We start from the raw sequence: 25,981 nt of genomic DNA, 5'->3' as shown, positions 1-25,981 counted from the left end.
ACCGTTGCCACCGTGACCCACCATGAGTGCAAAGCCCACGGACGATATGGCCGACCGGCAGCGCGAACAGCCGGAGGACCGCTACGCACAGTTGCAGCTCGACGACGAGTTCGTCATCTACGACCGGGAGAACCACACAGCGTGGGTACAGTCGTCCGTGGCAGTCTCACTCGAAGACTATCGGTGAACTGCCGCCGTTTTTTCAGTGGAGAGTTCGACCGCTGAGCCAGTAGGCTGTCAGACCGCGCCAGGGGAGCAGCAGAACTAAGCCTGCGCCGATAGAGACGGCCAGGAAGACGAGCGAGAACGAACCCGGCGTCGGGAGGAGATCGCGCAGTACCTGGCCGATGAGTGCCGCCGTGATCCAGGCCGGGATCGTCAAAGAGATCGCCCGAAGCGCTGATCGCCGGGCATCAACCGTATAGAGGCTCCCCAGGAATGCAGCCAGTATCCAGCCAACGACGAACGGAACGGCGGTCTCGACCAGTCCCGCGACGTCGGCGAGTGACTCGCCGTGAGCCCCTACCGAACCGATCACGACGAAGGCGGCGATCGCCAGGAGGTCCCCGACGGCCAGGACCACCGTCTCGGCGGAGGGATCGACGCGGCTCCGGAGCGTCTCGACGACAGTTCCCATACTCGTGGGGAGTGCGGGCGGGGACTTGGGCGTTCCCGTTTCCGTCCGGGTCAAACACTTATCGCCCCGCCTCGAAGCGCGAGGGTGGAGTACACGTTGCTTGGCTGGCCCGAAGACGGGCCGACGCTCGATCTCGATCACGAACGGTTCGCCTACGCGGGGAAGTTCGTCATCTCGAGTACGGGCAAAGCGGTCGCCCGGGACGGTGACGAGACTGTCGCCGCCGCCGCGTTCGACCCGGATCGGACTGATGGCGACTGTCTCCGGATCCGGTACGTGACCGTCCGACTGGATCGTCGGGGCAAGGGGATCGGATCGTCTCTCCTCCGGTTCGTCGTCGAGCGCGCTCGCGAGCGAGGATACGACGAGGTGAAAGCCGGCGTCAACAACCCGATCGCCTACGAGGCGTTCTACCGCGCCGGCCTGGCGTACACTGGCGAACGGACGGGACTGGCCGAACTCGTGCTCTCGACGGCGGCCGATCGTGACGCCGAACGCTATCGGGCAGGTCTCGACGTCTATGGCGAGCGTGACCTGGACAAGCGAGAACGAGCGTTCCTCCGGGCGCGGACGGGTGGCTCGCCGCCCGCGGTGGTCACATCACCACTCCGAGAGGGCGGCGATGACCCGGTGGCGGGGGATTCAAACCGTGGCGGGGTCTAATCGATCGCAATGGGAAACGCCGATCTCCGGGATATCGCGGCCATCGAGTCGATCGCTTTCGACGATCTGGCGGGGTCGATCGTGGCCGTCGACGCCCACAACTGGCTGTATCGCTACCTCACGACGACAGTCAAGTGGACGAACGACGAGGTCTACACGACGAGCGACGGCCAGGAAGTCGCCAATCTCGTCGGTGTCGTCCAGGGCCTGCCGAAGTTCTTCGAACACGAGGTCACGCCCGTGTTCGTCTTCGACGGTGCTGTCACGGATCTCAAGGACGACGAGGTAAAGCGCCGCCGTGAGCAGCGCGAGCAATACGAGGACGACCTCGAGGCGGCCCGCGAGGAAGGCGACGCTGTCAGGGTCGCTCGCCTGGAGTCCCGGACCCAGCACCTTACCGATGTAATTCTGGAGACCACGCGGGAACTGCTCGAGTTGCTGGACGTTCCCGTCGTCGACGCGCCGGCGGAGGGCGAAGGCCAGGCGGCCCACATGGCTCGAAGCGGTGACGTGGATTACGTCGGCACCGAGGATTACGACGCCCTCCTCTTTGGCGCCCCTCGCACACTCCGGCAACTCACCAGCAAGGGCGACCCGGAACTGATGGACTTCCAGGCGACGCTGGACGCACACGATCTCTCCTGGGAACAACTCGTCGACGTGGCGCTGCTCTGCGGGACGGACTTCAACGAGGGCGTCCACGGATACGGCCCCAAGACCGCGGTGAAAGCCATCCGCGAGCACGGCGACCTCTGGGGGGTCAGCGAGGCCGAAGACGTCTACGTCGAGAACGCCGATCGCATCCGGGAGCTGTTCCTCGATCCCGCCGTCACCGACGACTACTCTTTCGAGACGTCACTCCACCCCGATCTCGATGCCGCCCGGTCGTTCGTCACCGACGAGTGGGAAGTCGATGCGAGCGAAGTCGAGCGTGGGTTCGAGCGTATCGAATCGTCGGTGGTCCAGACCGGGCTGGACGACTGGGCGTGAATCCGTACCGACGCTTCGGTCCGGTTTTTCATTCCCCGTTTTCGAGAGCATCGGCGATCCGCTCGTGTGCACGGACGAATCGCCAGAGCAGGTAGAACAAGGATATTGTCCAGACGACGGACAGCCAGAGCAGTATCTGTCCTGCGATCAGGAGGCTGTAGGCGAACGACAGAACGACACCGACCACGACGAGTGCGACGACGAGTTGACGCTCTCGTTCGTTGTCCATGGTCGCCGTTCCACCACCGCTCTGATGAATCTACCGTGGGTCTGCTATGGCGACAGCTCGACCCGTATCTTTTTGTCAGTGTGCCGTTCTTTGCACCGTATGTGTCCCCGCTGTGATCGGGCTGTGGTCGCTGGAGCCCTCCTGGTCGTCTTGCTGGCGACGGTCACGATCGCTGCAGCACGGCCACCTCCCCAACCACTCTGTGAAGGCTGCTCCGGGGACGTGGTAGACGGGAGCGATGTCGAGTCCTCGACGATCACGATCGCCCTCGACGAGAACGGTCGCGGACACTGGACGGGACGGCTCGATCTCCGCGCGAACGCGAGCATCAACTCCCAGTCCGTGCAGTCGGCGGCCAAGGACGCACTCCGGGGCCACCGGGACGAAGCGACACCGCGAAATCTCTCGGTGAACGCGAGCGCGGACGCCGTCACGATTGGGTATGACGTTCCGAGAATGGGCCACCGGAGTGCCGGCGGCGTCCTGATCGTCGATTACTTCCACTCCCAGGGGGAGCAGGGACGCTGGTACGGCGTCAACGTCGACCGAGTCGTCGTCACTGGCCCCGAGGGAACACAGCTCATTCGGGCACCCGAGCAGTACCGACTGAACGAAACGGCCCTTGCCATCGACGGGGAGTACGGTGACACGTTCGCTCGAACTATCTCTCCGGGCTGGTATCTGACGTTCGGCCAGGACGATGGCATCCTCACCAGCGTCGCGTCCCACTTCGGGATCGGCGTCGACATCGCTCAGCTGAAAGGGGCCGCCATTCCGGGGACGGCGATCATCCCGACGATCGTGCTCGGGGCTTGTCTCGCGTTCCGTGATCGTCTGGCTGGGACGGTTGCCGACGTGTCGACGAAAACGGCGGCTCTGTCCGTCGTCGCCATCGCCGGGCTGGCGGCTGCAGCCGCTGTTACTGTTGGTCTGGACGGGGCTACGTTCTTGCTCGTGATGAGCGCGACACTGCTGGCCCCGTTGGTCGCGCTCTCGCTCGTCCTGGTTGGACTCCAGTACGGCCTGCTTGCGGGACGATTCGGGTTCGATCTCGACGCCAGATGGATCGTCCGGTCGGCCGCTGTCGGCGTCGTGCTCGCGTTGCTTGCCGCACCGCTCGTCGCCGGTTCGCTCGGCCCGATCGCGATTGGATACGGAAGTGTGGTCGCGGTCGCTGCCCCGACGCTGTTCGTCCCGCTCGCGCTTGCCGAGCGACGGCCGGTACGCTGGCTTCTCGCGGTCGTGATCGTGCTCTCGCCACTGTTACTTACGCTCGGATGGGCACCATACGGGAGCTACGGAGCGATGTACGCCCCGGGACTGCTCGCTGCCTGGGCGCTCCTCACGGCTGCGATCGGAATGGCAGGGTACACTGTTGGACGTGCCCGACGGGACGCAATTGCCGATCGTCCGTCGGCTCAGTAACGTTTCGAGATGAACAGTCCAGAACCGAATTCATCCTACTATCAGCTGTCCCGAAGCCGAGGTGTACGTTGAAGCAGTAGACTACCTTGGGCGGTCCGATCCGATCTATGGTGGAGAAAAATCAGTGACTCCGTGGTTCGTTGGATGCATTGGTCTACCTCAACAACCTGTAGACGACACTTCCAGAGGGTTATGGGTCCGGGCAGTCACGGATGAGATGGAACGCGCGACCGCGCCACCCTACAAGAGATACTACGAGCCAGTCTTCTACAAAGCCGCACAGAACCGAGCGTATCGTGAACGAGTGATCAGCGAAGCGTTTTGACAGGGTAATTCTCGTACAGAGCGGTTCTCAGTCAGTCAGGCGGCCGAGATCGTAGAACATGAGCGTGGTATTCTGGTTCCCTCCACCGTGGGGGAACGCTTTGACGAACCCATATTTTTGATAGAATTCGATCACATCCTTGTGGGAGTGGAGAATAACCAGTCTGAATGGCGTGTCTGAGGTTTGTGTGTCCGCGAGAATGTGTTTTACGAGGTACTCACCGAGTCCTTCGTCTTTGAATCGCTCATCAACAGCGAGATGGCCGAGAAGTCTGGCGGGCATATCGAATGGCCCCTCGTACAACTCGCTTGCGCCATCCATTTCTTCTTCGTTGTAGTCGTCGTCTCGTAACGAGTTCGGTGATACGCAGAAGAACGCGGCAAACTCACCGTCGAAGTACACCAACCTGGTTTTCCCGAGTCGAGCTCGCTGATAATTCTCGACTTCATCTGTGTTGATAAAGTCGTTAAACCAGTCCTTGCCACAGTCAAATTTCGGGAGGGATTCACCCAACTCGTATGGATGGATCTCCACCCGTGGGTGAATTTTCTCGAAGTTGGAAGTCACTAGGGATGAGGAAGCAACAGATCGATAAAAAGGTTAATTAAGTGTCTTCTTGGAGTGCCTCGCGGTGCCGTGCGAGGTCATCTTCCATCTCCTCCGGAGCTTCGAATTCTTCCATCTCGTTACGGAGATGGTCGAACTCGTCCTCGGTGAGAGACGGAACGGACTGTGGGTACGCCATCGTAAGTTTAGGTCGGTCATGCAGGCATATAATAGTTAACACTCAGACACAATCAGTCCGTATTCGGTCTGAGGCCCACGTTCTAAGCTCCATACCCCCATATGAGTTTGCACTGTCTTGAAGGTAGTGTTCAGATAAGGATTGAAGGATGAGGCGTGGCGTTTTCAAAGTGTCTATGCCCGAAAACGCACGCCTCAGCGGTAGTATCGACCAGATCGACTTAGAGTTTGTGGAGCGAGAAGCGACACCGCGATTTTTGATGAAGCTCAGTATTCAGTTGCATCTTGCTGGACTATCGCTTTCGAATACTGTTTCAATTCTTGAGGTATTCGGTGTCCAACGCGCTCGTTCAACCGTCCACAACTGAGTTCACAAGGCCGATCTACAGCCCGAAACTGGACGGAGCCCGGATCACGTTGCGGTTGACGAAACCGTGATCCGACTCGACAACGAGCGATACTGGCTGTACGCTGCCGTCGATCCCGATACAAACGAATTGCTCCATACAACGCTTGAACCAACTACAAATTCAGCTCTTGCTCACGCGTTCTTTCGCGAACTCCGCGAGAAACACGATCTTGACGACGCGATGTTTCTCATCGATGGGTCGCACTCCTTGAAAGACGCTTGCAACCGACACGGCCTCGATTTCAGATACGAACGCGCTGGAAATCGGAACAGCGTCGAACGTGTCTTTCGTGAGGTAAAACGTAGAACATCTTCGTTTTCAAACTGTTTCAGTCACGCCGCTGCGGAAACAGCTGACGACTGGCTCAGATCTTTCGCATTTGCATGGAACCAGCTTATCTGAACACTACCGTCTTGAACGCTCTTGAGTGAGCGATTGTTGGGAGCGGTATAGAACGGTTCGGATAATTTTGGGTGAATGTTTTGCTCGGGGCATCACATTCACATCGTTCGAAGCCAGCGAAGTTGTCTGTAGAGCAACGAACTCAGTAGAACTCTCGCACCAGCCGATCGGCCCGTTCGGGTGCGCCATCGGGAATGTCGGCCATGTTCTCGTCGATCCCCTCGCGCTCGCTGTAGGGAACGCTGGCCTCGTTCTCGTAGAGCACGCCGATGTGCTCGGTACTTGGGTCCATGATCTTGTCGCGGGCGGCCTGGTAGTTGCCGGGGTCGTGGTCGGTCTCCTCGAGGTCGACGATCGCATCCCGGAAGTAGTCGTAGGTGTCGACGTCGTTGAACGTCACGCAGGGCGAGAACACGTTCACGAACCCGAACCCGTCGTGCTCGATGGCTTGCTTGACGAGCTGGGTGTGCCGTTGGGAGTCCGAGGAGAACGACTGGGCGATGAAGGTCCCGCCGGCGGCCAGCGCGAGTGCCTGTGGGTTGACCGGCGGCTCGACCGTGCCGTCCGGCGAGGTGGCGGTCTCAAAGCCCTGCTGCGAGGTCGGGGAGGCCTGCCCCTTCGTCAGGCCGTAAATCCGGTTGTCCATCACGACGTAGGTGATGTCGATGTTCCGCCGCACGGCGTGGATGAAGTGCCCGACGCCGATCGAGTAGCCGTCGCCGTCCCCGCCAGCGACCATCACTTCCAGGTCGGGATTGGCGAGTTTCACACCCGTCCCGACCGGGAGCGCCCGACCGTGAACGCCGTGCAGCGCGTAGCTGTGCATGTACGTCCCGATCTTGCCCGAACAGCCGATCCCGGCGACGACGAACGTGTTGTCCGGGTCGTTGCCCGTCTCGGCGAGGGCTTTCATCATGCCGTTCATCGTCCCGAAGTCACCGCAGCCGGGACACCACGTCGGTTGCTTGTCGGATTTGAACTCCGTGAAGTGTGTCTCAGAACTCATCGTTGGACCTCCTGTGGCGGAGCCTCGCCAGCGATCGCCGATTCGATCTCGTCGGCGAGTTCGTCGGCCTTGAACCGGACGCCCGTATACTTCGTGACGCGCTGGACGCGCGTCAGCGTGTCGTGCTCGATCAAGTCCGCGAACTGCCCCGTCGCGTTACACTCGACGACGATGACGTCCTCGCTGTCTTCGACTTCCGCGGTCAGGTCGGGTCGCGGGTAGATATACGGCACCGAGAGGAATCGAACGTCGACGCCCCGCTCATCGAGCATCCCCAGGGCCTCGCGCATCGCACCTTCGTTCGACCCCCAGGAAAGCACGAGCGTTTCGGCTTCGGAATCGCCGAATTCCCGGTAGCCGAAGTCTTCTCGTTCGCGAGCGGTCTCGACTTTCCGCTGGCGTTTCTGTACCTGTTCGACGCGGATGTCTTCTTCTTCGGTCCGGCGACCGAGTTCGTCGTGTTCGAGGCCGGTCGTCATGTGTGCTGCCTCGGGCGTCCCCGGGAGCGCTCGCGGGCTGATCCCGTCATCGGTTGCCGCGTGCGCCCGGAAGCGCCCCTTCTCGTCGAGCCACTCCTCGACTTCGTCGGGATCGACGACGTTCCCGCGGTCGATCTCGACACTGTCCATGTCGAAGCGCTCGGGCGGGTAGGTCTGTTCGGAGACCGCAAGCGAGAGGTCCGCTGTGAGGTATACCGGAAGCTGATACTTCTCGGCGAGGTTGAACGCCTCGATGGTCCGGTCGAAACACTCCCCGATCGTCGTCGGTGCGAGGACGAACCGCGGGATTTCGCCGTGCCCGCCATAGAGCATCGCGTTCAGATCCCCTTGCTCCTGTTTCGTTGGCATACCCGTCGATGGCCCCGAGCGCATCACGTTGGCGATCACGAGGGGTGTCTCGCTGGTGGCGACGAGACCGAACGTCTCGCTCATCAGATCGATCCCCGGCCCGGACGTGCCGGTCATCGCCCGCGCGCCGGCTCGGGCTGCGCCCAGTGCCATGTTGATCGCAGACAGCTCGTCTTCGGCCTGGACGACCGCGCCGCCGAAGTCCTCGATCCGGCCGGTGAGGTACTCCATGATGTCCGTCGCGGGCGTGATCGGATATCCCGCGTAGAAGCGACAACCGGCTGCGAGGGCAGCCATACCGATGGCCTCGTCGCCGTTGAGCAGGACGTAGTCGGCGTCAGTGGTCTCTAGGCTGAACTGGCCGCCGCAGTCGGTCTCCTCGTGGACGTAATCCCGGCCCAGGCGGGCCGCCTCGCGATTGTTTGCGACGATGGCCTCGCCCTTCTCGCCGAAGCGTTTGACCAGTGCCTCATCGAGGTATTCGACGGGGAAACCGGTGACTTCACTCGCGGCCCCCAACGCGACGACGTTGCGCATGATCGCCCCGCCGGCCTCCTCGGCGAGGCTGTTCAGCGGGACTTCGAGGCCGATGGTCCCGTCGGGCACTTCGATGTCTTGCATCGTCGTCTGCTCGCCGTCGTAAATGATGACGCTTCCCTCTCGGAGTTCATCCAGGTTCTCGTCGATGGTCCGCTCGGTCAGTGCGATCAGCACGTCGAGCCGATCGACGACACTTTCGACCCGGTCGACCGAGGTTCGGACCTTGTAGGCCGTGTACCCGCCCCGGATGCGCGAGGCGAAGTCCTTGGAGGTGAAAACGTGGCGACCGGCCCGTGAGAGTGCCCGGGCGAAGATCTTGCCCGTCGAATCGATCCCGTCGCCGGCCTCTCCGCCGATCGCCCAATTGAGATCGTTTTCCATGTGGGTTCGAACTATCCCGCCACCGAGAAAAAGCCTTCTGCAACCTGCAGTGTTCGGGGCGTATCGGCGTCGCTGATCGACTCCGAACGGCTGTAAGTGGTCGCCCTGCCCTCTGTTGTCGGCACCCGGTCGTAGTAGAGTCGTTCTATCGAGCGAGAACGGTCGGAACGACGACGAAGGTGGTCTGACATGTGTCGGACAGGAAGGGAAAGATAATTAGTGTTGAACCGTTACGAGTCATTTAAATATGGACTCCATCATCGACGACGCCATGGACGAGGGCGAAAAAGACGTGGCGGAACCACCGGTCGAGCAAGCGCCGGAGACGACAGAGACGACAACCGAGGATGTTTCGACGTCGGGACAGATGACTGACGAGGAGCTGGCCGACGTCGTCGAGGACTTAGAGACGAAGATCACGGTCGTCGGCGCTGGTGGTGCCGGCGGCAACACCGTCACGCGGATGATGGAAGAGGGGATCCACGGCGCGAAGTTGGTCGCGGCAAACACCGACGCCCAGCACCTCGCCGACGAGGTCAAGGCCGACACGAAGATTCTCATCGGCAAGAAGCGTACCGGCGGTCGCGGCGCGGGCTCGGTGCCCAAAATCGGTGAGGAGGCTGCCCAGGAGAACATCGAGGACATCCAGCAGTCCATCGACGGCTCGGACATGGTGTTCGTTACCGCGGGACTGGGCGGGGGGACGGGGACCGGCGCGGCCCCAGTCATCGCTCAGGCCGCCCAAGAGGCCGGTGCGCTGACCATCTCGATCGTCACCATCCCGTTTACGGCAGAGGGAGAGCGCCGACGGGCGAACGCCGACGCCGGTCTCGAACGCCTGCGCTCGGTCGCCGATACGGTGATCGTCGTGCCGAACGATCGCCTGCTCGATTATGCTCCGTCGATGCCGCTGCAGGACGCCTTCAAGATCTGTGATCGGGTGTTGATGCGTTCGGTCAAGGGAATGACCGAACTCATCACCAAGCCCGGGCTGGTCAACGTCGACTTCGCCGACGTTCGCACGATCATGGAGAACGGCGGCGTCGCGATGATCGGTCTCGGGGAATCCGACGGCGACAACAAGGCCCAGGATTCGATCCGCTCGGCGCTGCGCTCGCCGCTTTTGGATGTCGAGTTCGACGGCGCGAACTCCGCGCTGGTCAACGTCGTCGGTGGTCCCGACATGTCTATCGATGAAGCCGAGGGCGTCGTCGAGGAAATCTACGACCGGATCGATCCCGACGCCCGGATCATCTGGGGCGCCAGCGTCAACCACGAGTACGAGGGCGAAATGGAGACCATGATCGTCGTCACGGGCGTCGAGTCCCCGCAGATCTACGGCAAGAGCGAGGCCGAACGCGAGAAGGCCGCCCAGCGCATGGGCGACGATATCGATTACGTCGAGTGATCTTTCGATCTCGGTCGACACTTCTCGGCTCGTTTATCTGTTTGATGGCGTTTTTTCGATGTCTCCACCGGTCGAGCTATACATACTTTCGTGCATTCGTTATCACCAATGATATCTGCGACGGAAGGTATTTGTTGACATACCACGCGATTTTCGATACATGGGAACGACTAGGCGAAAATACCTCGGACGGCTTTCTGGCTTGGGAGCGGCCACAGTCCTTTCTGGGTGCCAGAACCTGCCTTCAGGATCGGGAGGTACGATCGAATTTGGGGCCTTGGCACCGCTCAGCGGTGATCTCGAAACATTGGGGAGAGATGCGAAACGCACGGTCGAGCAAGCCACGAAAGATATCAACGACGCCGGTGGAATCAATGGCAAAGAGGTCGAGCTGACTGTCCTCGATACAGAAGCGGACGTGGATGTCGCAACCGAACAGTATCAGTCGCTCGTCGATCGCGGGATCGTCGGGCTTGTCGGTGGACTCGTCAGCGACGTGTCGATCGCGTTGGCACCCGAGGCGACTACCGATAGCGTCATGATGGTTAGCTACGCTAGCACCGCCCCACAACTGTCGACTGCTGGTCAGGCCGACGGGCGAAAGTACTTCGGGCGGACTGTGCCAAACGACGGGATTCAAGCAGCGGTGATGGCGAAAGTCATCGATAGCTCGATCTACCTCGACGCGGATTCGGTCACAGTGCTGAGTATCGACAACTCGTTCGGTTCCGGACTCGCTGCGGCACTCCGTCAGTCCCTCGATGCGTCGGTCGTCGCCGACGTTCGCTACGATCCAGGTGCTGAAACGTTCAGCGACACGATCGAAACCGTCTTCGAAAACGACCCGGACGCCGTAGCCTTTACCAGTGTTTCCGGGCAGGAGCGTGGAGTTCTCGATGCGTATGCCCAATCCGACTACGACGTTCCCTGGGTGTTCTCGGCAGGAATGTTCGGGGGAGATATCCCATCGTATTACGAGGGGTTCTACAGCGCGTCGCTTTCCTCGAACAGGACGGACGGATACTTCGACCTGGTTCGGCGACTGTCGGACATCGACGAGCTCGAAACCTACGCTGCAAACGCCTACGACGCGCTGTTTTTGATGGCTGCTGCAGCCGAGAAGGCTGGCGATGCCAGCGGCCCGGCCATCGCCGAGACGCTCCGGTCGGTCTCCAGTGGCACGGGCCATACCGTTTCAGTCGGTGACTTCGACCGTGTTCGGTCACTTATCGAAGCCGGGAGGGAAATCAACTATCAGGGGGCGTCCGGCAGCGTCGATTTGACAGCGAATTTGGAGCCGTTGAGTTCGTACCTGGTTCAGCGCGTCACTGACGGGTCAGTCGAGTCTTTGGAACTGCTACAACCCCAGTTCTTCCAATCGGGTGGTGACCAATGAGCTCTCTTCGCAAGCGATTCGTGGTGGCGATCGAAAGCGCGCTTCCGGACGTTATCAGACGTCGCTACGCCGCGAAGTTCGGTGTGCTGTTGCTGGTTGTGGTGGCCGTCCTCGTCGTTGGCGGTGTGGTGATTCACTTCCAGACTGGCGGACTCGTCGAGTCCCAGACTGAAGAACAGATCCGTGGCGTTGCGGACTCGCAAGCCAATTCGATCTCGAAGTGGGCTGCAACCAAACAGTCGACGACATTGTTCCTTGCAGACACGATCAGCGACCGTTCGGAATCGCTCTCGCCGTCAGCCCACCAGCGATGGCTCGAAGGGAAACTCATCGGATTACCGGCCGATGTCCGGGCGTTGCACTACGTGACGACCGCGGAAGGTGAGGTCATCGCCAGTACTGATGACGATCTGACCGGGGCGTCGCTTGCCAGTGTCGAGGCGGCATGGACCGACAGTAGCGGTGCGATCGTCACGTCCGGTCCGACGGGAACGTCCCCGCCATACGAAAGCGAAGGTCAGGATGTCCTGGCATTCGTCCAGCCCGTCAGTGAGACGGAGTCTGTCGTGCTGACAGTGTCTCTTCAAGCGCGGTCTCACGAGTTCACGTCCCCGTTCGCGACTGGAGACGTGAAAGTCGTCAGCTCCGACCGAACGATCATCCTGGACAACCGAAAGGCATCGATACTCGAACAGTTCGAAGCGACTGGCAACACTGGATCGGAGAGTGTCGATGCCGCGCTCAACGGTGAGACGGGATACGAACGCGTCTCCGCGGGTACGGGGATGGGCGAAGGCGAGTACGTAATGGCATATACACCGATCACCGGGACCGAATGGGCCCTTCTCTATCACGTCCCGTCGGATCGCGCGTTCGCACTGCAATCTGCCGTGTCCCAGAACATCGGGTTACTCGTCGCGCTGGCTGTCGGCACGTTGATACTCGTCGGGGTGACGATCGGTCGTGGGACTGCACAATCGCTCGCAACTGTCGCCGAAACGGCCGAAGACATCGCGAACGGTGATATCAACAGTACGCTCCCCGAGACGACTCGTGTCGACGAAATGGGCCAGCTATACGACTCGTTCGCGTCGATGCAGGCATACTTGACGACTGCCGCCGAGCAGGCTGACGCGCTTGCAGAGCAGCGGTTCGACGATCCGGTCCTCGAGGAGGAGGTCCCCGGTGAGTTCGGAAAGGCCCTCGACGAGATGGGGCAAGACATCCAGACACTGATCACTGATGTCGAGCAAGCACGAGACGATGCCGAGGCGGCAAAGGAGGACGCGGAATCGATGGCCTCGGCGCTCGAAGCGAAGGCCACCGAGTTCAGTGCCGTGATGGATCGGGCAGCTGCGGGCGATCTCACTCAGCGGATGGATACCGACAGCGAGTACGAAGCGATGGTTGAGATCGCCGAAAACTTCAACGACATGGTCGCCGAACTGGAAGCGACGATCGAGCGTCTCGAAGAGTTCGCCGGGACTGTCGATACGTCGACGGACACGATCACCGCGAGCACCCAGGAAATAAAGTCCGCTAGCGAACAGGTGAGTCAATCGGTCCAGCAGATCGCCGAAGGGGCCGATCGACAGAACGAGAACATCCAGCAGGTCTCTCAGGAGATGACCGATCTCTCGGCAACGGTCGAAGAGATCACCTCATCGACAGATGAAGTCGCAGCGAAGTCAAAGTCGGCCGTCGAAGCTGGTGAATCCGGCCGCACGTCCGCTCAGCGGGCAGCCGCGGAGATCGAGACGATCGAACGGAAATCCACCGAGGCTATCGAGCAAGTCGAGGCTCTCGCGGCCGAGATGGATCGGATCGGTGAAGTCACGACGCTGATCGACGATATCGCCGATCAAACGAATATGCTCGCGTTGAACGCCTCGATCGAGGCGAGTCGCGCGGGTGAGGCAGGCCAAGGCTTCGAGGTCGTGGCCAACGAGATCAAGACGCTCGCCGAAGAGACGCAGGAAGCCACCAACGACATCGAGTCGCTGATCGAAACAGTCCAGTCCCGGACAAACGACACGGTGGCAGATATTCGGGAGATGGACGAAAGCGTCGAGACAGGGAAGGAGACAGTCGATAACGCGGCGGAGACGCTGACTGACATCGTTCGCCAGATCGAAGAAGCGAACGACGGTGTGCAAGCGATCAGCGATGCGACTGACGAACAGGCGGCCTCGACCGAAGAAGTGGTCGCGATGGCCGACGAAGTCGGGTCGATCAGCGAGGAGACGGCCGCCGAAGCCGAAAACGTCGCTGGAGCTTCCGAAGAGCAGACGGCTTCTATCACGGAAGTCTCGGAACGTATCGAGACACTCTCCAGCCAAGCGACCGATCTCAGAGATCTCATCGAGCAATTCGAAACTAGCGAGACGAACGAAGACGAACGATAGTAGCGATTGGAACTGTCTCGCCGGATGAGTCCTCACCGTTCGACGAATCGATTCGGTCCCTGCCTCGCTGTTGCAATTGCTGGACGAGTTTTGATTCGTGTCAGCAATTACCTCCTAGCCAATGCACGGACGAACATTCGGCGTGCATCACAATATAGAAAAGCCATCAGCGGATAGCACCTCCTATGGACGTACCCTACGATCTCACGTCGTACGTGCGGGTGCTGAAGCTCGCGAGCACCCCGTCCTGGCAGGAGTTCAGCCAGGTCGCGAAGATCGCGGGCGCGGGCATCCTGCTGGTCGGACTGCTCGGGTTCCTCATCTTCGTTGTGATGACGTTCGTTCCGGGTGGTATCTGATGGGAATCTACGCCGTCAAGACCACAGCTAGCCAGGAACGCACTGTCGCGGATATGATCATCAACCGCGAGGAGGAGTCAGTCCACGCGGCCCTTGCCCCGGACAGTCTGACCTCGTACGTGATGGTCGAGGCTGACGACGCCTCGGTGTTCGAACGGATCCTCGACGAGATCCCCCACGCTAACGGCGTCGTCCAGGGTGAGTCCTCGATCACGGAGGTCGAGCACTTCCTCTCACCGAAACCCGATGTCGAGGGCATCGCCGAAGGCGACATCGTCGAACTCGTCGCCGGACCGTTCAAGGGTGAGAAGGCCCAAGTTCAGCGCATCGACGAAGGCAAAGACCAGGTGACTGTCGAACTGTACGAGGCGACGGTTCCGATTCCAGTTACTGTCCGTGGGGACCAGATTCGAGTTCTCGATTCAGAAGAGCGGTAACCGTTGGTTCTCGTTGTGGGGCTGGCTGGGCGCACACGCAATGTAGTTACAGACACTTTGAACGCCCCAGTGTAGTACGTGTCCGCGTTTCTGGACACTGCTGGTCGAATTCAGCCTTCTATTTTCGGCTACTGTGTTTCCGCTGGAAGACGCCGGTCGAGTGGAGTTTGTCCTTCCCAAGCCATGCGACTTTGCGTCGGAAAGTTGCTTTGTGGCGCAAACCTTATTTGACAGCGGACGGACAGTGAAATCGTACGAATGTACTCTGCTGCCGTGGCGGCCCCCTCCACGAGTCTCCGTAGTACAGCCCGTTGCGAGAGCCGAGTCGTATCGTTCCGAGACGCGAACTGTCATCCGATCGGGGGTATCCGCGGATGACTGCCATCCAGATCGACGATCTGACAAAGGACTTCGGCGACGTGCGGGCGCTCGACGGACTCGATCTGACTGTCGAGTCCGGAGCGGTCTACGGGTTCCTCGGCCCGAACGGTGCTGGCAAGTCGACGACGATCAACCTCCTGTTGGGGTTCCTCGATCCGTCGGCTGGGTCGGCGTCGGTGCTCGGTCACGACATCGTCAGCGAGTCTCGGGCGATTCGTCGCCGGATCGGCGTCCTTCCGGAGGCGTTCTCGCCGTACGAGCGACTTACCGCCCGCGAGCACGTCAGCTACGCAGCGGATCTCAAGGACGTAACTGTCGACCCGGACGCCCTTCTGGACAGAGTGGGCCTCGAGGAGGCTGCCTGGGATCGTACAGCCGGCGAGTTCTCGACAGGCATGGAGCAACGTCTCGCGCTTGCTTGCGCACTGGTCGGCGATCCCGATCTGTTGATCCTCGACGAGCCGTCGTCCGGACTCGATCCCCAGGGAATGGGGGAGTTACGGAAGTTAACCCGGGAGGAAGCCGCCGACGGGACGACGGTATTTTTCTCCAGTCACATCCTTTCGGAGGTCGAGGCTGTCTGTGATCGAATCGGGATCCTCGTCGATGGGGGTCTGGTCGCCGAGGGGACGATAGACGAACTCCGCGACGGTACTGAGACTCACTCCCCGCTTTCGATCCGTGTCGAGGAGATGCCTCCCGGGCTTGACCTCAGCGAGATGGCCGGGGTCGCGTCCTCAAGCGTCGAAGACAGCACGCTCTCGGTACTCGTCACCGATGCGAGTGCGAAGATCGACGTCATCCGCCGGGTGGATCGCGTCGCGGAGATCGAAGACGTCATCTCCGAACCGGCGTCGCTAGAGGCATTATTCGACCGGTACGCAAACGGGCAAACGGGCACGCCCCGGGGCGACGAGACGGACGAACCTCCAGAGCCATCACCGGAGGTACCAGCATGAACCAGACACTGACCATCGCACGGAACGACTTCCGGGACATCCGTCGGTCGAAACTCCTGTGGGGCGTCATGGGCATGTACGTGGCGTTCACTGCACTGGTCCTCTACGCAGAGGGGACAGCCGCCGCACCAGACGTCCGCCAGGCGGTGTTCAACCAGTTTTTCATGACGACGCTGTTGCTTCCGCCGGTGGCGATCGCGGCCAGTTACCTGGCAGTGGCGGGCGAGCGCGAATCCAATACGGTCGCGTTCTTGCTGAGTCAGCCGACGTCGCGGGCGGCTGTCGTGGCCGGGAAGTTTCTCTCGCGTGGACTCCTTATCCTGGGATCGCTACTCGTCGCGTTTCTCGTTGGAGGCGGTATCGTTGCCGTCATGTACCCCAGTCTTGAATTGGGCGTCTCTGGCGCCTTCGTCGTCCTCTCTATCGTGTTCGTCGGCGCATACGTCGGCCCGTCGATCGCCATCTCGGCGGCGACCCGTACTCGGTCGCGGGCGATCGCCGGTGCAGCTAGCTTCTACGTTCTCACGGACGTGCTCATCGTCTTTGGGGACTTCTCGCTGGTCGCCGCGTTGCGGTTCCTCTTCGAGGAAACCCTGGGGATCGGACTGGCCGATGAGTTCTACTCTTTCGTGTTCAACCTCACTCCTGCGGGATCATATCTGAACACGATGTATCTCATCTTTGACCCGGCCGCCTACCCTCAACTCCCCGCGCAGGCGCCATCGCAGCCGTTCTATCTCGAGCCCTGGTTCAGCGTCGTGCTCTTGCTGGCGTGGACTGTCGGCCCCCTGGCGGTCGGATACTGGCGCTTCCGGGGTGCAGAACTGGGGTGACCGCTCCATGAGTGATACCGACGTGAATCCGGCGGATCTTCAGCGACAACTCGACGATATCAGGGGCGCGATGGGACTCACCGAGCGATATCCGGGGCGAGCGCGGCTGTGGTTGCTCGCGGGCATCCTCGTCGGCACTGTCGCGATCGCCGTCCAGGTGACGTTTTTCTTTCACGAGAGCATTTCCGCGACGGCATACGTCGTCATCTGGGGTGGATTCGTCATCGTGGCCGTCCTGACGTTGTGGCTGATGGCCGCGAGACTCCCCAAGACGGACGCCCCAGAGACCGCGCCAAGCTGGCGCGCCCTCTTCGGGTCGCTGGGTGTGTTCCTCGTCGCCGTCTCCAGTGTCCCAGGTGAGGTCGCCGGGCAGGTCGGCGGGCTCGACCGGGCGCTGCTATACTTCGGGATTGTACTCGCTGTCCTCGGGCTCGCGTTGTTGCTTTCGGGTGTCGTCCTGTCGGCTTATCGCGTCCGCCGACGCGACCGGCTGGTCTTCTACGTCGGCGGGGCCTGGACGCTCGTCTTCGCGTCGATGCTCCCGTACGTCGACGTCCTGCGATACCTCGGCCTTGGCATCTTCGGCGCCCTGTTCGCCCTGTATGCCGTCCTGGCCTACGTCTACCTGACACGGTGACCATGGACTTCGACAAACTCGTCCATCAGCCGACGCGGCTCCAACTGTTTGCCTATCTCTACCGACACGGCGAGTCGAGCTTCTCGGACATCACTGAGGAACTGGACGTGACCGAGGGAAACCTCGCCAGTCACATGAACAGACTCGAGGATGCCGACTGCGTCGATGTCGAGAAACAGTTCGTCGAGAACAAACCACAGACGACCTACGAGCTGACCGATCACGGCCGTGAAAAGTTCGAGGAGCACGTCGGGACGCTTGAGGCGCTGATAGAAAGCCTCGAGGAGTGACCGTCGTCCTCACTGCCCCCTCGCAAGGACCGGAGCAAGTCGAGTCCCACACCCGGATTAGTCGAATATCGTACTGTAGAGGAGCTAGACGTTCAGTACGGAAATCGTTCCGACGATGACGCTCATCACGCTTGCCGTGGAGCGTCGGTTGACACACGCGCCCATGAGTGGTTGACACACGCGCCCATGAGGCCTTCTTCGCGCGTGAAGTAGACGCGGGGGATCAGGACAACGGGAAATTCGAACGAGAGAGCGACCTGGCTGACGACGAGGGAACCTTGCTCGAATCCGGCGAAGACCACGGCGAGGCTTGGGACGAGCGTGACCGACCGCTGGATCCAGACGTTGATATTCACGTCTAGAAAGCCGTCCATGACGGGCTGGTCTGCCATCGTCGCCACGATCGACGACGAGAGCCCGGCGGCGATCATCGCGATGCCGAAGGCGAAACTGGCGTGTCCGCCAAAGACGCCGTCGAGGGTGCGTACGCTTCGTTGCGGGTCTCGATGCCTGTGCCGGTGAGTGCCCCGGCCACGACAGCGAGAATCGCGGCGTTGACGAACATTACGCCGAACAACGCGAGCACGGTATCGGTCGTTTCGTAGTGGTAATGTTTCCGGTAGGCCGCCTCGGTGTCGCTCGATTCCGCGATGAGACGGACGCGCCGATCCTGCATGATACGGGTCAAGATACACGGAGTGGGACATCACGGTCGCGCCGAGGATTCCGTGGCGACCTACAGCGTGTTCGTGTCCGGGATCGGCGGCACATGTCCGGCACCGACCGCCGTGGCCGAGGGCTGTTCGATACCGTTCCGTACACGGCGGGCGTCGGTGACAGCCGACAGTCGCAGGCACGACAAAAACGAAAGTGACGGTCGAGGATAACGATCCACGGCGGCTGGTGGGTCCACAACCACCACGTTCACTCAATTCGTCTTACATGTAGCCCAGATCGCGCAGCCGTTCCATCAGGTCTTCTTTGTCCTGGGCCCGGCCGGCGCGTTCGGTCGTATTGGCCATGTCCTGTAGCCAGGCGGGTTCTTCGGCGGACTTGTCGGTGCTGATCTGACTTCCGAGCGACCGGAAGCCAGCGAAGTACTTCGGGGAGACCGGGACATCTTCCTTCTCGATGCCGTCGGGCAGGTCGTCTTGGCCCTGCGGAACGTAGCCCTCCTCGGGGAACTCCGCGACCGTGTCCGGGACCACGAAGTGCCAGAAGGTCTCCCAGACGTCCGGTTCGGCGAACTGAAGGATCGGCTGGATCCGGTCGTGCGGTGGGTAGATGTCGGGATCGTGACGCGGGCTGAAGAACGTCTCGGCGGCACGGGCCTCCTGCTCGTCCCAGCGCACACCCGACAGAATGCCGTCGACGTTGTACTCCTCGATGGCGTCGTTCAGGGCGACGGTCTTCAGCAGGTGATTGCCGACGTAGGTGTCCAGCAGGAACGGGAACGTGTCCTCCTCGTACTCGAGGATGTTCCGGATGTGGTGCTGGTTGTGATCGCTGAGCGCCTCGACTGGGATGTCGTCGCCGGGTTCCAACCCGTTCTCGTCGACGTAGTCGCCGACGTCGGTGTTCCGGGCCCAGATAACTTCGAGGTCCCATTCCTCGGCCCAATGCTTGACGAAGTCAATCAGTTCGTCGAAGTGCTGGTAGTGGTCGATGAACACGACCGGCGGGACTTCCAGGTCAAAGCGGTCTGCGACCTCTTTGACGAAGTAGAGGGTGAGCGTCGAGTCCTTTCCGCCGGTCCACATGACCACGGGATTATCGTACTGTTCGAGGCCCGCTTTCGTGACCTCGATTGCCTTTTCGATCTTGTGTTCGATGCTCGGGTAATCCTCCGGCTCCTCGCCCTCGCCGTCGGTATACTCGACGCCGAGGTACTCGGGGAACTCCGTTGCACTCGTCATGAGTGTAATGAGATATAATTAGAAGGCAATTGAGTCTTTCGGACTCTCCGGACAGAAACGTCGGGATCGACTCAGCGGATGAACTCGTTGTCCCGCCAGTCGACAGTGTCCTCGCCGCGGTCCTCGGCCGGGTCCTCGGTGACGTTGATCGAGGCCGGCGTGTGCTCGCCGTCGACGATCCGAACGGCCTGCAGTTCCTCATCGATCGAGACGATCGCGGTGAGTGTCCCCTTCTCGGCGATCTCGGCGACGTCACAGAGGACCTCGAACATCGGGAACTGCAGGGTCGTGTTCTGAAGAACCGTTTCGCGGTCGCCCTTGAAGCAGGCGTACTCGACCAGTTCGGACTCGATTTCTTCTTCTTCCTCTTCTGTCAGCGCGCCCCACTGGCCGCCACCTCCGGCGTGTGGCGGTTCGGGCTCTTCTTCGTAGACGCGGTTTTCGGTCACGCTGGCCTTTAGCTGGGCCGTCGGCGTGTACTTACTAATCGAGCCGTCCGTGGCGACGGCACTCAGGATCAGCGTGTTGTTCCGTCGCGTGATCTCGACGTCCTCGATCTCCGGGGGCAAATTGGGGTCTTCAAAGTGATCGTGGACGTCTTCGAGTGGCAGTTCGAGTGTCGAGTGGAGTCTGTATACGCGGCTCGTCATGGTTGGAACAGGGGGCGGGGCCATCTCGCGCGACGATCGAGTGACACCAGTGATCACTGAAACGTACGTGCCCAGGGCATATAGGGCCTGCCCTTTCGGCTCCGTTCGATATTTGTTCAATGCGGCCGTCGTCGACCGTCCTGGCTTGGGTCTCGCCCGAACTGCCGGTCCAAACGGTTTTCTTCGCGCCGATCTGTCCTCACGTATGAGCACACACGTAGCTATCGTCGGCGCGTATGGCAGCGCCGGCTCGGCTGTGGCGGGCGAACTGGCTGACGATCCGGACGTCGAATTGACGCTGATCGACGACGGCGATCCGGGCGGCGGCCTCTGTATCCTTCGGGGTTGTATGCCATCGAAGGAGGTTCTCTCGGCGGCCGAGCATCGCTTCGCCGCGAGACACGACCCGCGACTCCGTGGGGACGCACACGATGTCGATCTCGAAGCCGTCGTCGAGCGCAAGAACGGACACACCTCGGACTGGGCAGCACACCGACGTGATTCGATCGCCGAACTGGCCGACCGCGAAAACGTGGAATTCATCCACGACACCGCACGGTTCGTCGACGACCGAGTGCTCGAAGTCGACGGCCGACGGCTCGAACCCGACTACGTCGTGATCGCGACGGGGTCAAACGTGGCGATCCCGCCGATCCCCGGAATCGAAGACGTCCCCGTCCAGACGAGTGCGGACGTCCTCGATCGCACCGACTTCGGCGACTCCGGTATTGCGCTGGGGCTGGGGTACATCGGGCTGGAACTCGTCCCGTACCTGGCGGAAGCCGCCGATATGGATCTTACCGTCGTCGAGGCACTGCCCGACGTACTCGACGAAGCAGACGCCCCGTTCGGCGAGGAATTGCTCTCCTATTACCGCGAACACTTCGATGTCGATGTCCTGATCGACGCCGAAGGAAAGCACGTCGAGCAGTCAGCCGACGGCGTCCGGATGACAGTCGATGTCGGTGGCGAGACGCGCACGCTCGAGGCCGAGGAACTGTTCGCGTTCACCGGCCGCGAACCGGCGCTCGATCGACTCGGGATCGGAAACACGTCGCTGTCGCCGGGCGAGGGCTGGGTGTCTGACACGATGCAGGCCGCCGGTGATGACCGAGTGTTCGTCGTGGGCGACGTCAACGGCAGGGAACCGATCCTTCACGTTGCCAAAGAAGAGGGATTCACCGCCGCCGAGAACGTCCGTCGTCACCGCGGGGGCGACCCCCTCGAGGAGTACGATAACGTCCACCATCACGTCATCTTCTCAGGACTCGGCGTCCTGCCCTTTGCCCGCGTCGGACACTCCGTGGAGTCGGCCGAGGCCGCCGACCTGGAGTTCGTCACCGCCACGCGGGCGGCCTCGAGCGACGGTGTCTTCAAGACCAAGAACGTCGGCGATGGCCTCGCGCGACTCGTTGTCGGGACGGACGGTACCGTGCTCGGCTATCAGGGGTTGCACTATCACGCCGACGTGATGGCTAAGACGATGCAACTGGCTGTCGAAATGGAACTGGACGTCCGGGAGATTCCCGACCGGGCATACCACCCGACGACACCCGAGATCATCGACGGCCTCCTCAGCGACGCGGCAGCAGAACTCGAGTGAGGGCTCAGCTTTTGCTGGCAGCGACGAACGACTCGTCAGTCGTCGGCCGCGGCTCCGTCGCCGGTACTCGCGTCGGCTTCGATCTCGCTCTCGATGCTCGGCGGGTACTTCCCGCGGTCGAGTTTGAGATCTGACTGCGGGCGAGCCATACAGGTCAACGCGTAATTCTCCATTTCCTGCTCGGTCAGGCCTCGCGCAGCCGGCTGAGTCACCTCGCCTTCGATGATCTCCGCGCTACAGGCGAGACACATCCCGACTCGACAGGAGTACTCTTGGGCGATGCCTTCGTCGAGACACCGGCTCAGAATGGTCTCGGTGTCCTCGACTTGCACGGTTTCGCCCGTACCCACAAACTCCACGGTGTACGTGCTCATGGGATGGGATATGGATGACCCCACCAAAACTCTTTATCAGTCGTCAGGCTCTCATCAGGGAGACTCGCTACGCCCCCTTCCCCTTGTTCGGTGTGAGCGCGGATACGCCGCCTCCAAACGATCCCGCAGGAACAGCTGTGGGGCAGAGGCCTTCCTTCTGGCTACCCTGATTCCGTTTTCGATTCCGATTCGGACAGCGATTCCCAGAACCAGATCTTCTTTAACGGTTCCAGGGGCTTCCGGTCGAGTCGGTCCCGCTCTTCCCAGGCGGTCATCGACGGAGCGATCGTGACCAGGTATGGCCCGACGCGCTTGGTGTAGGCGTAGATGATATCCCCGATGAGGTCGCGGCTGTACTCCTCGACAGGCTTACCGAGTTCGCCGCTGTCTTCGCGGATGACGTCACCATTGTGGTTGAACGTCATCCCATCGCCCTCACGGAACACGACGTAGCCGCTGTGGGGATCGAGGACTTCGAGCTCTTGGAAGTAGTGGATTTGCTCCCACTCGTAGGCACCGAGTTCGTCCATCCCCTCACTCGACACCGGGCCGTCGAGGATTGTTCCTCTGGCTTGCTCGGCGGCCTCCGCGCTCGCGAACCGCTGGATGTCGATCAGCCGCGTCGGTTGATCGGCCTTCCGTGGGTGGGCAGCGAGGAATCCCCGCCCTGTCCGGTCTTTTTCGACGGACACGCCGCCGAAAATGTTCTCCAAGTCACTGATGTACTTCCGGCGATCGAGGCGCGTATTGAACTGCAAATAGGCCAGTGTCGCATCGTGTCGTTTGCGTGATCGGACTGGGGCAACGTACTCGGTCTCTGGATGGGCGATGATGAACGTATACGGATCAGATTTGCTGTATTTCGAAGATGTCGCGTACGCAAGCAACGGCTCGTGGATCGGCCGTTCGGAGAACCGTTTGTTGATCGCCTCGGTGCGTTTGACGTTGTCGATATAGACCCGCAAGCTCGTGAGTTCGCTCTTGACGCGGTCCGTGTCTCCCCGTTCGGAGAATTGACGGATCGTCGAAACGGTGTCTTTGACCTTGAAGACGATGTCTGCTGTCGCCGTGAAGTCCTCCGAGTTCTCGAAGTGTGGCGCCAACCTGTCTTCGAGTAGGGTCACGAACTCCCCGGCGGTCGACTCCAACCGTTTCAGATCCGACTCGGACAGTTCCGGTCGACGTCGAAGATACTCCGTCGTATCGTAGAGGCGCTGTGAGAGGTTCTTGTACTGGGAGATGGCGTTGAAATAGGTAGTCCCGAACCACTCGATCTCTTTGAGGATGTTCCCCGTCCGGTCCGCGAGCCCGGGGTACTGGAGTTGTGGTTCGCCTTCCGTTGTTTCTTGTTGGGTCTCCGGTTCGGTTTCGGCTGACGCTTGCGTTTGTTCCTGGCTGGGCTGGTCTGTCTCTGTCTGTTCGCTGTTGAGGACCCCACACCCGGCAAGCCCTGCGAGTGGCAACACAGACACCGAACGGATGACGGCTCTTCGTGACCGCTTCATGTTACGATCAAAAGATGATATAGGAGTAAATAAAATCCATGGTTGTTCCGCTTCCATACGTCTGGCTGGGAACGGCAGTGGTGCGTCTCTGTTTACGTGTTCGAGTGATTTCGTTTCTCACAGCGGCACCTGTCGCTGTTCACCGACGGAACAAATTGATAGCCGACTAATCGATCGGTGGCCCTGCTCGACGCCGGAGCGCAAAGAATTAACCTGCCTCGGCGTTGACCCGGTTGCATGACCACTGAAGCGTACGACGTCGTCGTCGCGGGAGCCGGAACTGCCGGTTGTTACGCAGCGGCGACGATCGCCAACGAGGGTCTGGACGTGGCGATCCTCGAGCGCAAGTCCGAGGAGGAAGCGGGACACATCGCCTGTGGCGACGCCCTGAAGGGAGCGGGTCACTTCCCGGAGGCGATCCCCCGATCACAGATTGAACCCGCCTTCACGAACACGGATGTCGATCACGGGCGCTTCGAGATTCCCGCGGAGGACACCGTTGTCAACATCCCGATCCCCGGCGAACTCGCGGTCATCGACCGCTGGGAGTACGGCCGTCGACTCATCGACGGGGCAGCAGATGCAGGCGTCGAGTTCCACTTCGATACGGTCGTCCAGGACGTTCTCCAGAACGGGACGGTCGAAGGCCTCGAAGCGATCCGGAACGGGGAACCGGTGGCCTACGAGGCATCGATCGTCATCGACGCCGCCGGCGCGCTATCGATCCTTCAGGACGAGGCCGACCTCGAGGCGGCGACATTCGACACGAACGTCACCTACTCGCAGTTCTGTTCGGCTTACCGGGAGATCGTCGAGGTTGAGGAACCTGTCGAGTGGAACGATGCACTCGTGTTCAAACCGACCGAGCGCTCGGCGGGATACCTCTGGTACTTCCCTCGCACCGAGACGGAGATAAACGTCGGTCTGGGCTTTCAGATGAACGAGGAACCGATGGAGTTAGTCGACGCCCTGAAACGAGATATTCGGGATCGCGAGGAGTTCCAGGGTGCGACCGTCGAGGACAAACTCGGTGCCGCACTCCCGACTCGCCGCCCGTACGACTCGGCGGTTGCCCCCGGATTGATGGCCGTCGGCGACGCCGCCGGTCACGTCAATCCCACTACTGGCGGGGGAATCGCCGGGGCCGCCTACGCAGGCAAGTACGCTGGCGAACAGGCGGTCGAGGCAATCGCGGACGGTGATCTCTCCGAGGACGCACTCTGGCGGTACAACGAACGAGTGATGGACCACTTCGGGTCGCGGTACGCCGCCCTCGACGTCTACAACATCTTCAGTACGGCCTACGACATCGACGACCTGATGGGGTTGCTTGCGCGCCTCCCGGTGAGCAAGCTCTCGGAGGCACTTTACTCGGGCTCGGCCGACCTCTCCTGGCCCCTGAAGGTAAAGATGGCACTGAAAAGCGTCGGCCACTGGGGAACGATACTGGATCTCTATCGGACGAAAAACCACGCCGACGACCTCATGGATCACTACGAGGCCTATCCCGACTCGCCGGGGGCCTTCGCAGACTGGCAGGCCCGCCGTGACGAGATCTTACAGCGTGTCTACGAGACGACTGGTGCCGAGCCGAAGTACTGACGCCCCGATCGGGACTCATCCTGTGTGCATCACTCACGGCCCCAATAGTTAACTCGTCTCACGGTATAGTTACACATAGACAGTGTAGAGTGGGGCTCGGCACTCGCGGTGGTGCCCGTCGCGGCGGCTCGATACACAGGGGAAAGACAATGGACAGAGAGCAGTTTCAGCGGAACAATTCGGCGGTCGCACCACTCATCGGTGTGATCTTGATGATCGCGATCACTGTGTTGCTGGCAGCGACCGTCGGCGCGTTCGTCATGGAGATGGAGATGCCCGATCGCGATCTCGTTACGGCGGTCGATCTACAGATCACACTCGAAGATGGTGGCAACGAGACGCAACTCCGCCACAACGGTGGCAACGCAGTCCCGGTCGAAAAGACGCTCGTCGTTATCGAGGGGGCCTCACCGTCGAGTGTCGACGGCGAGTATCAACTCGCGGCCCTCGACCCCTCCCTCTCGCCCGACGACACGATGACGGCAGCGACGACGATAAGAATAAACAATAGTGATTTCGGGACATCAGTGGACTTCACCGGAGCATCGATAACGATCGTCACGGAGAACTCTCAGGGACGGACCGTTACGCTCTACGAGTGGGACGGGCCGGACGCCTGACTTCGA

28 protein-coding genes and 1 pseudogene are annotated in these 25,981 nt (G+C 61.0%); 17 read left to right on the top strand and 12 right to left on the bottom strand.

Going from position 1 to position 25,981, the window contains the following annotated elements; all coding sequences use genetic code 11:
* The first annotated feature begins 22 nt into the window (after nt 1-22).
* A complete protein-coding gene (locus BN2694_RS17000; RefSeq protein ID WP_167879967.1) occupies nt 23-187 on the top strand; it encodes a DUF7331 family protein in 165 nt (54 codons plus the stop codon).
* Between the two features lie 15 nt (nt 188-202).
* Here the strand turns inward: BN2694_RS17000 and BN2694_RS05555 are convergent, their stop codons facing one another.
* Nucleotides 203-637 carry a DUF3054 domain-containing protein gene (locus BN2694_RS05555; RefSeq protein ID WP_135663404.1) on the bottom strand — a complete coding sequence of 145 codons (435 nt, stop codon included), beginning with the start codon at nt 635-637 and terminating at the stop codon, nt 203-205.
* 84 nt (nt 638-721) lie between these two features.
* On the opposite strand from BN2694_RS05555, the gene BN2694_RS05550 reads away from it, so the two are divergent.
* Together BN2694_RS05550 and fen are read left to right on the top strand one after the other, a co-directional pair.
* Nucleotides 722-1,300, top strand: a complete 579-nt coding sequence (locus BN2694_RS05550) for a GNAT family N-acetyltransferase (protein ID WP_135663402.1) — start codon at nt 722-724, stop codon at nt 1,298-1,300.
* Between the two features lie 9 nt (nt 1,301-1,309).
* Nucleotides 1,310-2,290 carry a flap endonuclease-1 gene (gene fen, locus BN2694_RS05545; RefSeq protein ID WP_135663400.1) on the top strand — a complete coding sequence of 327 codons (981 nt, stop codon included), beginning with the start codon at nt 1,310-1,312 and terminating at the stop codon, nt 2,288-2,290.
* A 28-nt stretch (nt 2,291-2,318) separates the two neighbouring features.
* Here the strand turns inward: fen and BN2694_RS05540 are convergent, their stop codons facing one another.
* On the bottom strand, nt 2,319-2,519 hold the full coding sequence (locus tag BN2694_RS05540; RefSeq protein WP_135663398.1) for a hypothetical protein: 201 nt from the start codon (nt 2,517-2,519) through the stop codon (nt 2,319-2,321).
* A gap of 99 nt (nt 2,520-2,618) precedes the next feature.
* Here BN2694_RS05540 and BN2694_RS05535 point away from each other — a divergent pair, with 99 nt between their 5' ends.
* Nucleotides 2,619-3,944, top strand: a complete 1,326-nt coding sequence (locus tag BN2694_RS05535) for a hypothetical protein (protein ID WP_135663396.1) — start codon at nt 2,619-2,621, stop codon at nt 3,942-3,944.
* A gap of 352 nt (nt 3,945-4,296) precedes the next feature.
* Here the strand turns inward: BN2694_RS05535 and BN2694_RS05530 are convergent, their stop codons facing one another.
* Together BN2694_RS05530 and BN2694_RS16995 are read right to left on the bottom strand one after the other, a co-directional pair.
* Nucleotides 4,297-4,836: a GNAT family N-acetyltransferase gene (locus BN2694_RS05530; RefSeq protein ID WP_135663394.1), complete on the bottom strand. Its 540-nt coding sequence runs from the start codon at nt 4,834-4,836 to the stop codon at nt 4,297-4,299.
* 37 nt (nt 4,837-4,873) lie between these two features.
* The gene (locus BN2694_RS16995; RefSeq protein ID WP_167879966.1) at nt 4,874-5,014 is read right to left on the bottom strand and encodes a hypothetical protein; all 141 of its coding nucleotides are present in this window, start codon (nt 5,012-5,014) and stop codon (nt 4,874-4,876) included.
* Nucleotides 5,015-5,189: 175 nt separating this feature from the next.
* Between BN2694_RS16995 and BN2694_RS05525 the strand changes: the two are divergent.
* Nucleotides 5,190-5,825 (top strand): annotated as a pseudogene (locus BN2694_RS05525) (IS6 family transposase).
* A 142-nt stretch (nt 5,826-5,967) separates the two neighbouring features.
* On the opposite strand, the gene BN2694_RS05520 reads toward BN2694_RS05525, so the two are convergent.
* Entirely contained in the window at nt 5,968-6,831 is an 864-nt protein-coding gene (locus BN2694_RS05520) for a 2-oxoacid:ferredoxin oxidoreductase subunit beta (protein ID WP_135663392.1), read from the bottom strand.
* Nucleotides 6,828-8,600, bottom strand: a complete 1,773-nt coding sequence (locus tag BN2694_RS05515) for a 2-oxoacid:acceptor oxidoreductase subunit alpha (protein WP_135663390.1) — start codon at nt 8,598-8,600, stop codon at nt 6,828-6,830. Before BN2694_RS05515 ends, BN2694_RS05520 begins: the two co-directional genes overlap by 4 nt.
* 247 nt (nt 8,601-8,847) lie before the next feature.
* Between BN2694_RS05515 and ftsZ the strand changes: the two genes are divergently transcribed.
* From ftsZ to BN2694_RS05470, 9 genes are all read left to right on the top strand, one after another.
* Nucleotides 8,848-10,008 carry a cell division protein FtsZ gene (ftsZ, locus tag BN2694_RS05510; protein WP_135663388.1) on the top strand — a complete coding sequence of 387 codons (1,161 nt, stop codon included), beginning with the start codon at nt 8,848-8,850 and terminating at the stop codon, nt 10,006-10,008.
* 160 nt (nt 10,009-10,168) lie between these two features.
* Entirely contained in the window at nt 10,169-11,404 is a 1,236-nt protein-coding gene (locus BN2694_RS05505; RefSeq protein ID WP_135663386.1) for an ABC transporter substrate-binding protein, read from the top strand.
* Nucleotides 11,401-13,809, top strand: a complete 2,409-nt coding sequence (locus tag BN2694_RS05500) for a methyl-accepting chemotaxis protein (RefSeq protein ID WP_135663384.1) — start codon at nt 11,401-11,403, stop codon at nt 13,807-13,809. The genes BN2694_RS05505 and BN2694_RS05500 overlap by 4 nt, the downstream gene beginning before the upstream one ends.
* Before the next feature lie 185 nt (nt 13,810-13,994).
* Nucleotides 13,995-14,168, top strand: coding sequence for a protein translocase SEC61 complex subunit gamma (locus BN2694_RS05495; RefSeq protein WP_135663382.1), 174 nt, complete (start codon nt 13,995-13,997; stop codon nt 14,166-14,168).
* Nucleotides 14,168-14,605: a transcription elongation factor Spt5 gene (locus BN2694_RS05490; RefSeq protein ID WP_135663380.1), complete on the top strand. Its 438-nt coding sequence runs from the start codon at nt 14,168-14,170 to the stop codon at nt 14,603-14,605. Before BN2694_RS05495 ends, BN2694_RS05490 begins: the two co-directional genes overlap by 1 nt.
* 374 nt (nt 14,606-14,979) lie before the next feature.
* Complete coding sequence (locus BN2694_RS05485; protein WP_135663378.1) at nt 14,980-15,945, top strand: ABC transporter ATP-binding protein; 966 nt, start codon at nt 14,980-14,982, stop codon at nt 15,943-15,945.
* A complete protein-coding gene (locus BN2694_RS05480; RefSeq protein ID WP_135663376.1) occupies nt 15,942-16,778 on the top strand; it encodes an ABC transporter permease in 837 nt (278 codons plus the stop codon). Before BN2694_RS05485 ends, BN2694_RS05480 begins: the two co-directional genes overlap by 4 nt.
* A gap of 7 nt (nt 16,779-16,785) precedes the next feature.
* Nucleotides 16,786-17,415 (top strand): hypothetical protein, encoded by a 630-nt coding sequence (locus tag BN2694_RS05475; RefSeq protein ID WP_135663374.1) that lies wholly within the window; start codon nt 16,786-16,788, stop codon nt 17,413-17,415.
* A 2-nt stretch (nt 17,416-17,417) separates the two neighbouring features.
* A complete protein-coding gene (locus tag BN2694_RS05470; RefSeq protein ID WP_135663372.1) occupies nt 17,418-17,705 on the top strand; it encodes a transcriptional regulator in 288 nt (95 codons plus the stop codon).
* A gap of 125 nt (nt 17,706-17,830) precedes the next feature.
* Here the strand turns inward: BN2694_RS05470 and BN2694_RS17595 are convergent, their stop codons facing one another.
* From BN2694_RS17595 to BN2694_RS05455, 4 genes are all read right to left on the bottom strand, one after another.
* A complete protein-coding gene (locus BN2694_RS17595) occupies nt 17,831-18,142 on the bottom strand; it encodes a divalent metal cation transporter (protein ID WP_244605419.1) in 312 nt (103 codons plus the stop codon).
* Nucleotides 18,133-18,381 carry a hypothetical protein gene (locus BN2694_RS17590; RefSeq protein ID WP_244605433.1) on the bottom strand — a complete coding sequence of 83 codons (249 nt, stop codon included), beginning with the start codon at nt 18,379-18,381 and terminating at the stop codon, nt 18,133-18,135. The genes BN2694_RS17595 and BN2694_RS17590 overlap by 10 nt, the downstream gene beginning before the upstream one ends.
* A 262-nt stretch (nt 18,382-18,643) precedes the next feature.
* Nucleotides 18,644-19,621 (bottom strand): phosphoadenosine phosphosulfate reductase family protein, encoded by a 978-nt coding sequence (locus BN2694_RS05460; protein WP_135663370.1) that lies wholly within the window; start codon nt 19,619-19,621, stop codon nt 18,644-18,646.
* Nucleotides 19,622-19,692: 71 nt separating this feature from the next.
* Entirely contained in the window at nt 19,693-20,271 is a 579-nt protein-coding gene (locus BN2694_RS05455) for a DUF7110 family protein (protein WP_135663368.1), read from the bottom strand.
* 205 nt (nt 20,272-20,476) lie between these two features.
* Between BN2694_RS05455 and BN2694_RS05450 the strand changes: the two genes are divergently transcribed.
* A complete protein-coding gene (locus tag BN2694_RS05450; protein WP_135663366.1) occupies nt 20,477-21,874 on the top strand; it encodes an FAD-dependent oxidoreductase in 1,398 nt (465 codons plus the stop codon).
* Between the two features lie 35 nt (nt 21,875-21,909).
* On the opposite strand, the gene BN2694_RS05445 is transcribed toward BN2694_RS05450, so the two are convergent.
* Nucleotides 21,910-22,248: a 2Fe-2S iron-sulfur cluster-binding protein gene (locus tag BN2694_RS05445; RefSeq protein WP_135663364.1), complete on the bottom strand. Its 339-nt coding sequence runs from the start codon at nt 22,246-22,248 to the stop codon at nt 21,910-21,912.
* Nucleotides 22,249-22,409: 161 nt separating this feature from the next.
* Nucleotides 22,410-23,753, bottom strand: coding sequence for a hypothetical protein (locus BN2694_RS05440; RefSeq protein ID WP_135663362.1), 1,344 nt, complete (start codon nt 23,751-23,753; stop codon nt 22,410-22,412).
* 237 nt (nt 23,754-23,990) lie between these two features.
* Between BN2694_RS05440 and BN2694_RS05435 the strand changes: the two genes are divergently transcribed.
* Nucleotides 23,991-25,355 (top strand): geranylgeranyl reductase family protein, encoded by a 1,365-nt coding sequence (locus tag BN2694_RS05435; RefSeq protein ID WP_135663360.1) that lies wholly within the window; start codon nt 23,991-23,993, stop codon nt 25,353-25,355.
* A 149-nt stretch (nt 25,356-25,504) separates the two neighbouring features.
* Nucleotides 25,505-25,975, top strand: a complete 471-nt coding sequence (locus tag BN2694_RS05430) for a type IV pilin (RefSeq protein WP_135663358.1) — start codon at nt 25,505-25,507, stop codon at nt 25,973-25,975.
* Nucleotides 25,976-25,981 lie beyond the last annotated feature (6 nt).

Source organism: Halorhabdus rudnickae (genome assembly GCF_900880625.1).
In the GTDB taxonomy this organism is placed as follows: Archaea; Halobacteriota; Halobacteria; order Halobacteriales; family Haloarculaceae; genus Halorhabdus; species Halorhabdus rudnickae.
Note: the sequence above shows the minus strand (reverse complement) of the source record. Positions and strands in the feature narration are given on the sequence as shown.

Coding starts and splice junctions, on each gene's coding strand:
- BN2694_RS17000 (WP_167879967.1), top strand. CDS start 23: ATGAGTGCAAAGCCCACGGACGATATGGCCGACCGGCAGCGCGAACAG.
- BN2694_RS05555 (WP_135663404.1), bottom strand. CDS start 637: ATGGGAACTGTCGTCGAGACGCTCCGGAGCCGCGTCGATCCCTCCGCC.
- fen (WP_135663400.1), top strand. CDS start 1,310: ATGGGAAACGCCGATCTCCGGGATATCGCGGCCATCGAGTCGATCGCT.
- BN2694_RS05540 (WP_135663398.1), bottom strand. CDS start 2,519: ATGGACAACGAACGAGAGCGTCAACTCGTCGTCGCACTCGTCGTGGTC.
- BN2694_RS05535 (WP_135663396.1), top strand. CDS start 2,619: ATGTGTCCCCGCTGTGATCGGGCTGTGGTCGCTGGAGCCCTCCTGGTC.
- BN2694_RS16995 (WP_167879966.1), bottom strand. CDS start 5,014: ATGGCGTACCCACAGTCCGTTCCGTCTCTCACCGAGGACGAGTTCGAC.
- BN2694_RS05520 (WP_135663392.1), bottom strand. CDS start 6,831: ATGAGTTCTGAGACACACTTCACGGAGTTCAAATCCGACAAGCAACCG.
- BN2694_RS05515 (WP_135663390.1), bottom strand. CDS start 8,600: ATGGAAAACGATCTCAATTGGGCGATCGGCGGAGAGGCCGGCGACGGG.
- ftsZ (WP_135663388.1), top strand. CDS start 8,848: ATGGACTCCATCATCGACGACGCCATGGACGAGGGCGAAAAAGACGTG.
- BN2694_RS05505 (WP_135663386.1), top strand. CDS start 10,169: ATGGGAACGACTAGGCGAAAATACCTCGGACGGCTTTCTGGCTTGGGA.
- BN2694_RS05500 (WP_135663384.1), top strand. CDS start 11,401: ATGAGCTCTCTTCGCAAGCGATTCGTGGTGGCGATCGAAAGCGCGCTT.
- BN2694_RS05495 (WP_135663382.1), top strand. CDS start 13,995: ATGGACGTACCCTACGATCTCACGTCGTACGTGCGGGTGCTGAAGCTC.
- BN2694_RS05490 (WP_135663380.1), top strand. CDS start 14,168: ATGGGAATCTACGCCGTCAAGACCACAGCTAGCCAGGAACGCACTGTC.
- BN2694_RS05485 (WP_135663378.1), top strand. CDS start 14,980: ATGACTGCCATCCAGATCGACGATCTGACAAAGGACTTCGGCGACGTG.
- BN2694_RS05480 (WP_135663376.1), top strand. CDS start 15,942: ATGAACCAGACACTGACCATCGCACGGAACGACTTCCGGGACATCCGT.
- BN2694_RS05475 (WP_135663374.1), top strand. CDS start 16,786: ATGAGTGATACCGACGTGAATCCGGCGGATCTTCAGCGACAACTCGAC.
- BN2694_RS05470 (WP_135663372.1), top strand. CDS start 17,418: ATGGACTTCGACAAACTCGTCCATCAGCCGACGCGGCTCCAACTGTTT.
- BN2694_RS17590 (WP_244605433.1), bottom strand. CDS start 18,381: ATGCAGGATCGGCGCGTCCGTCTCATCGCGGAATCGAGCGACACCGAG.
- BN2694_RS05460 (WP_135663370.1), bottom strand. CDS start 19,621: ATGACGAGTGCAACGGAGTTCCCCGAGTACCTCGGCGTCGAGTATACC.
- BN2694_RS05455 (WP_135663368.1), bottom strand. CDS start 20,271: ATGACGAGCCGCGTATACAGACTCCACTCGACACTCGAACTGCCACTC.
- BN2694_RS05450 (WP_135663366.1), top strand. CDS start 20,477: ATGAGCACACACGTAGCTATCGTCGGCGCGTATGGCAGCGCCGGCTCG.
- BN2694_RS05445 (WP_135663364.1), bottom strand. CDS start 22,248: ATGAGCACGTACACCGTGGAGTTTGTGGGTACGGGCGAAACCGTGCAA.
- BN2694_RS05440 (WP_135663362.1), bottom strand. CDS start 23,753: ATGAAGCGGTCACGAAGAGCCGTCATCCGTTCGGTGTCTGTGTTGCCA.
- BN2694_RS05435 (WP_135663360.1), top strand. CDS start 23,991: ATGACCACTGAAGCGTACGACGTCGTCGTCGCGGGAGCCGGAACTGCC.
- BN2694_RS05430 (WP_135663358.1), top strand. CDS start 25,505: ATGGACAGAGAGCAGTTTCAGCGGAACAATTCGGCGGTCGCACCACTC.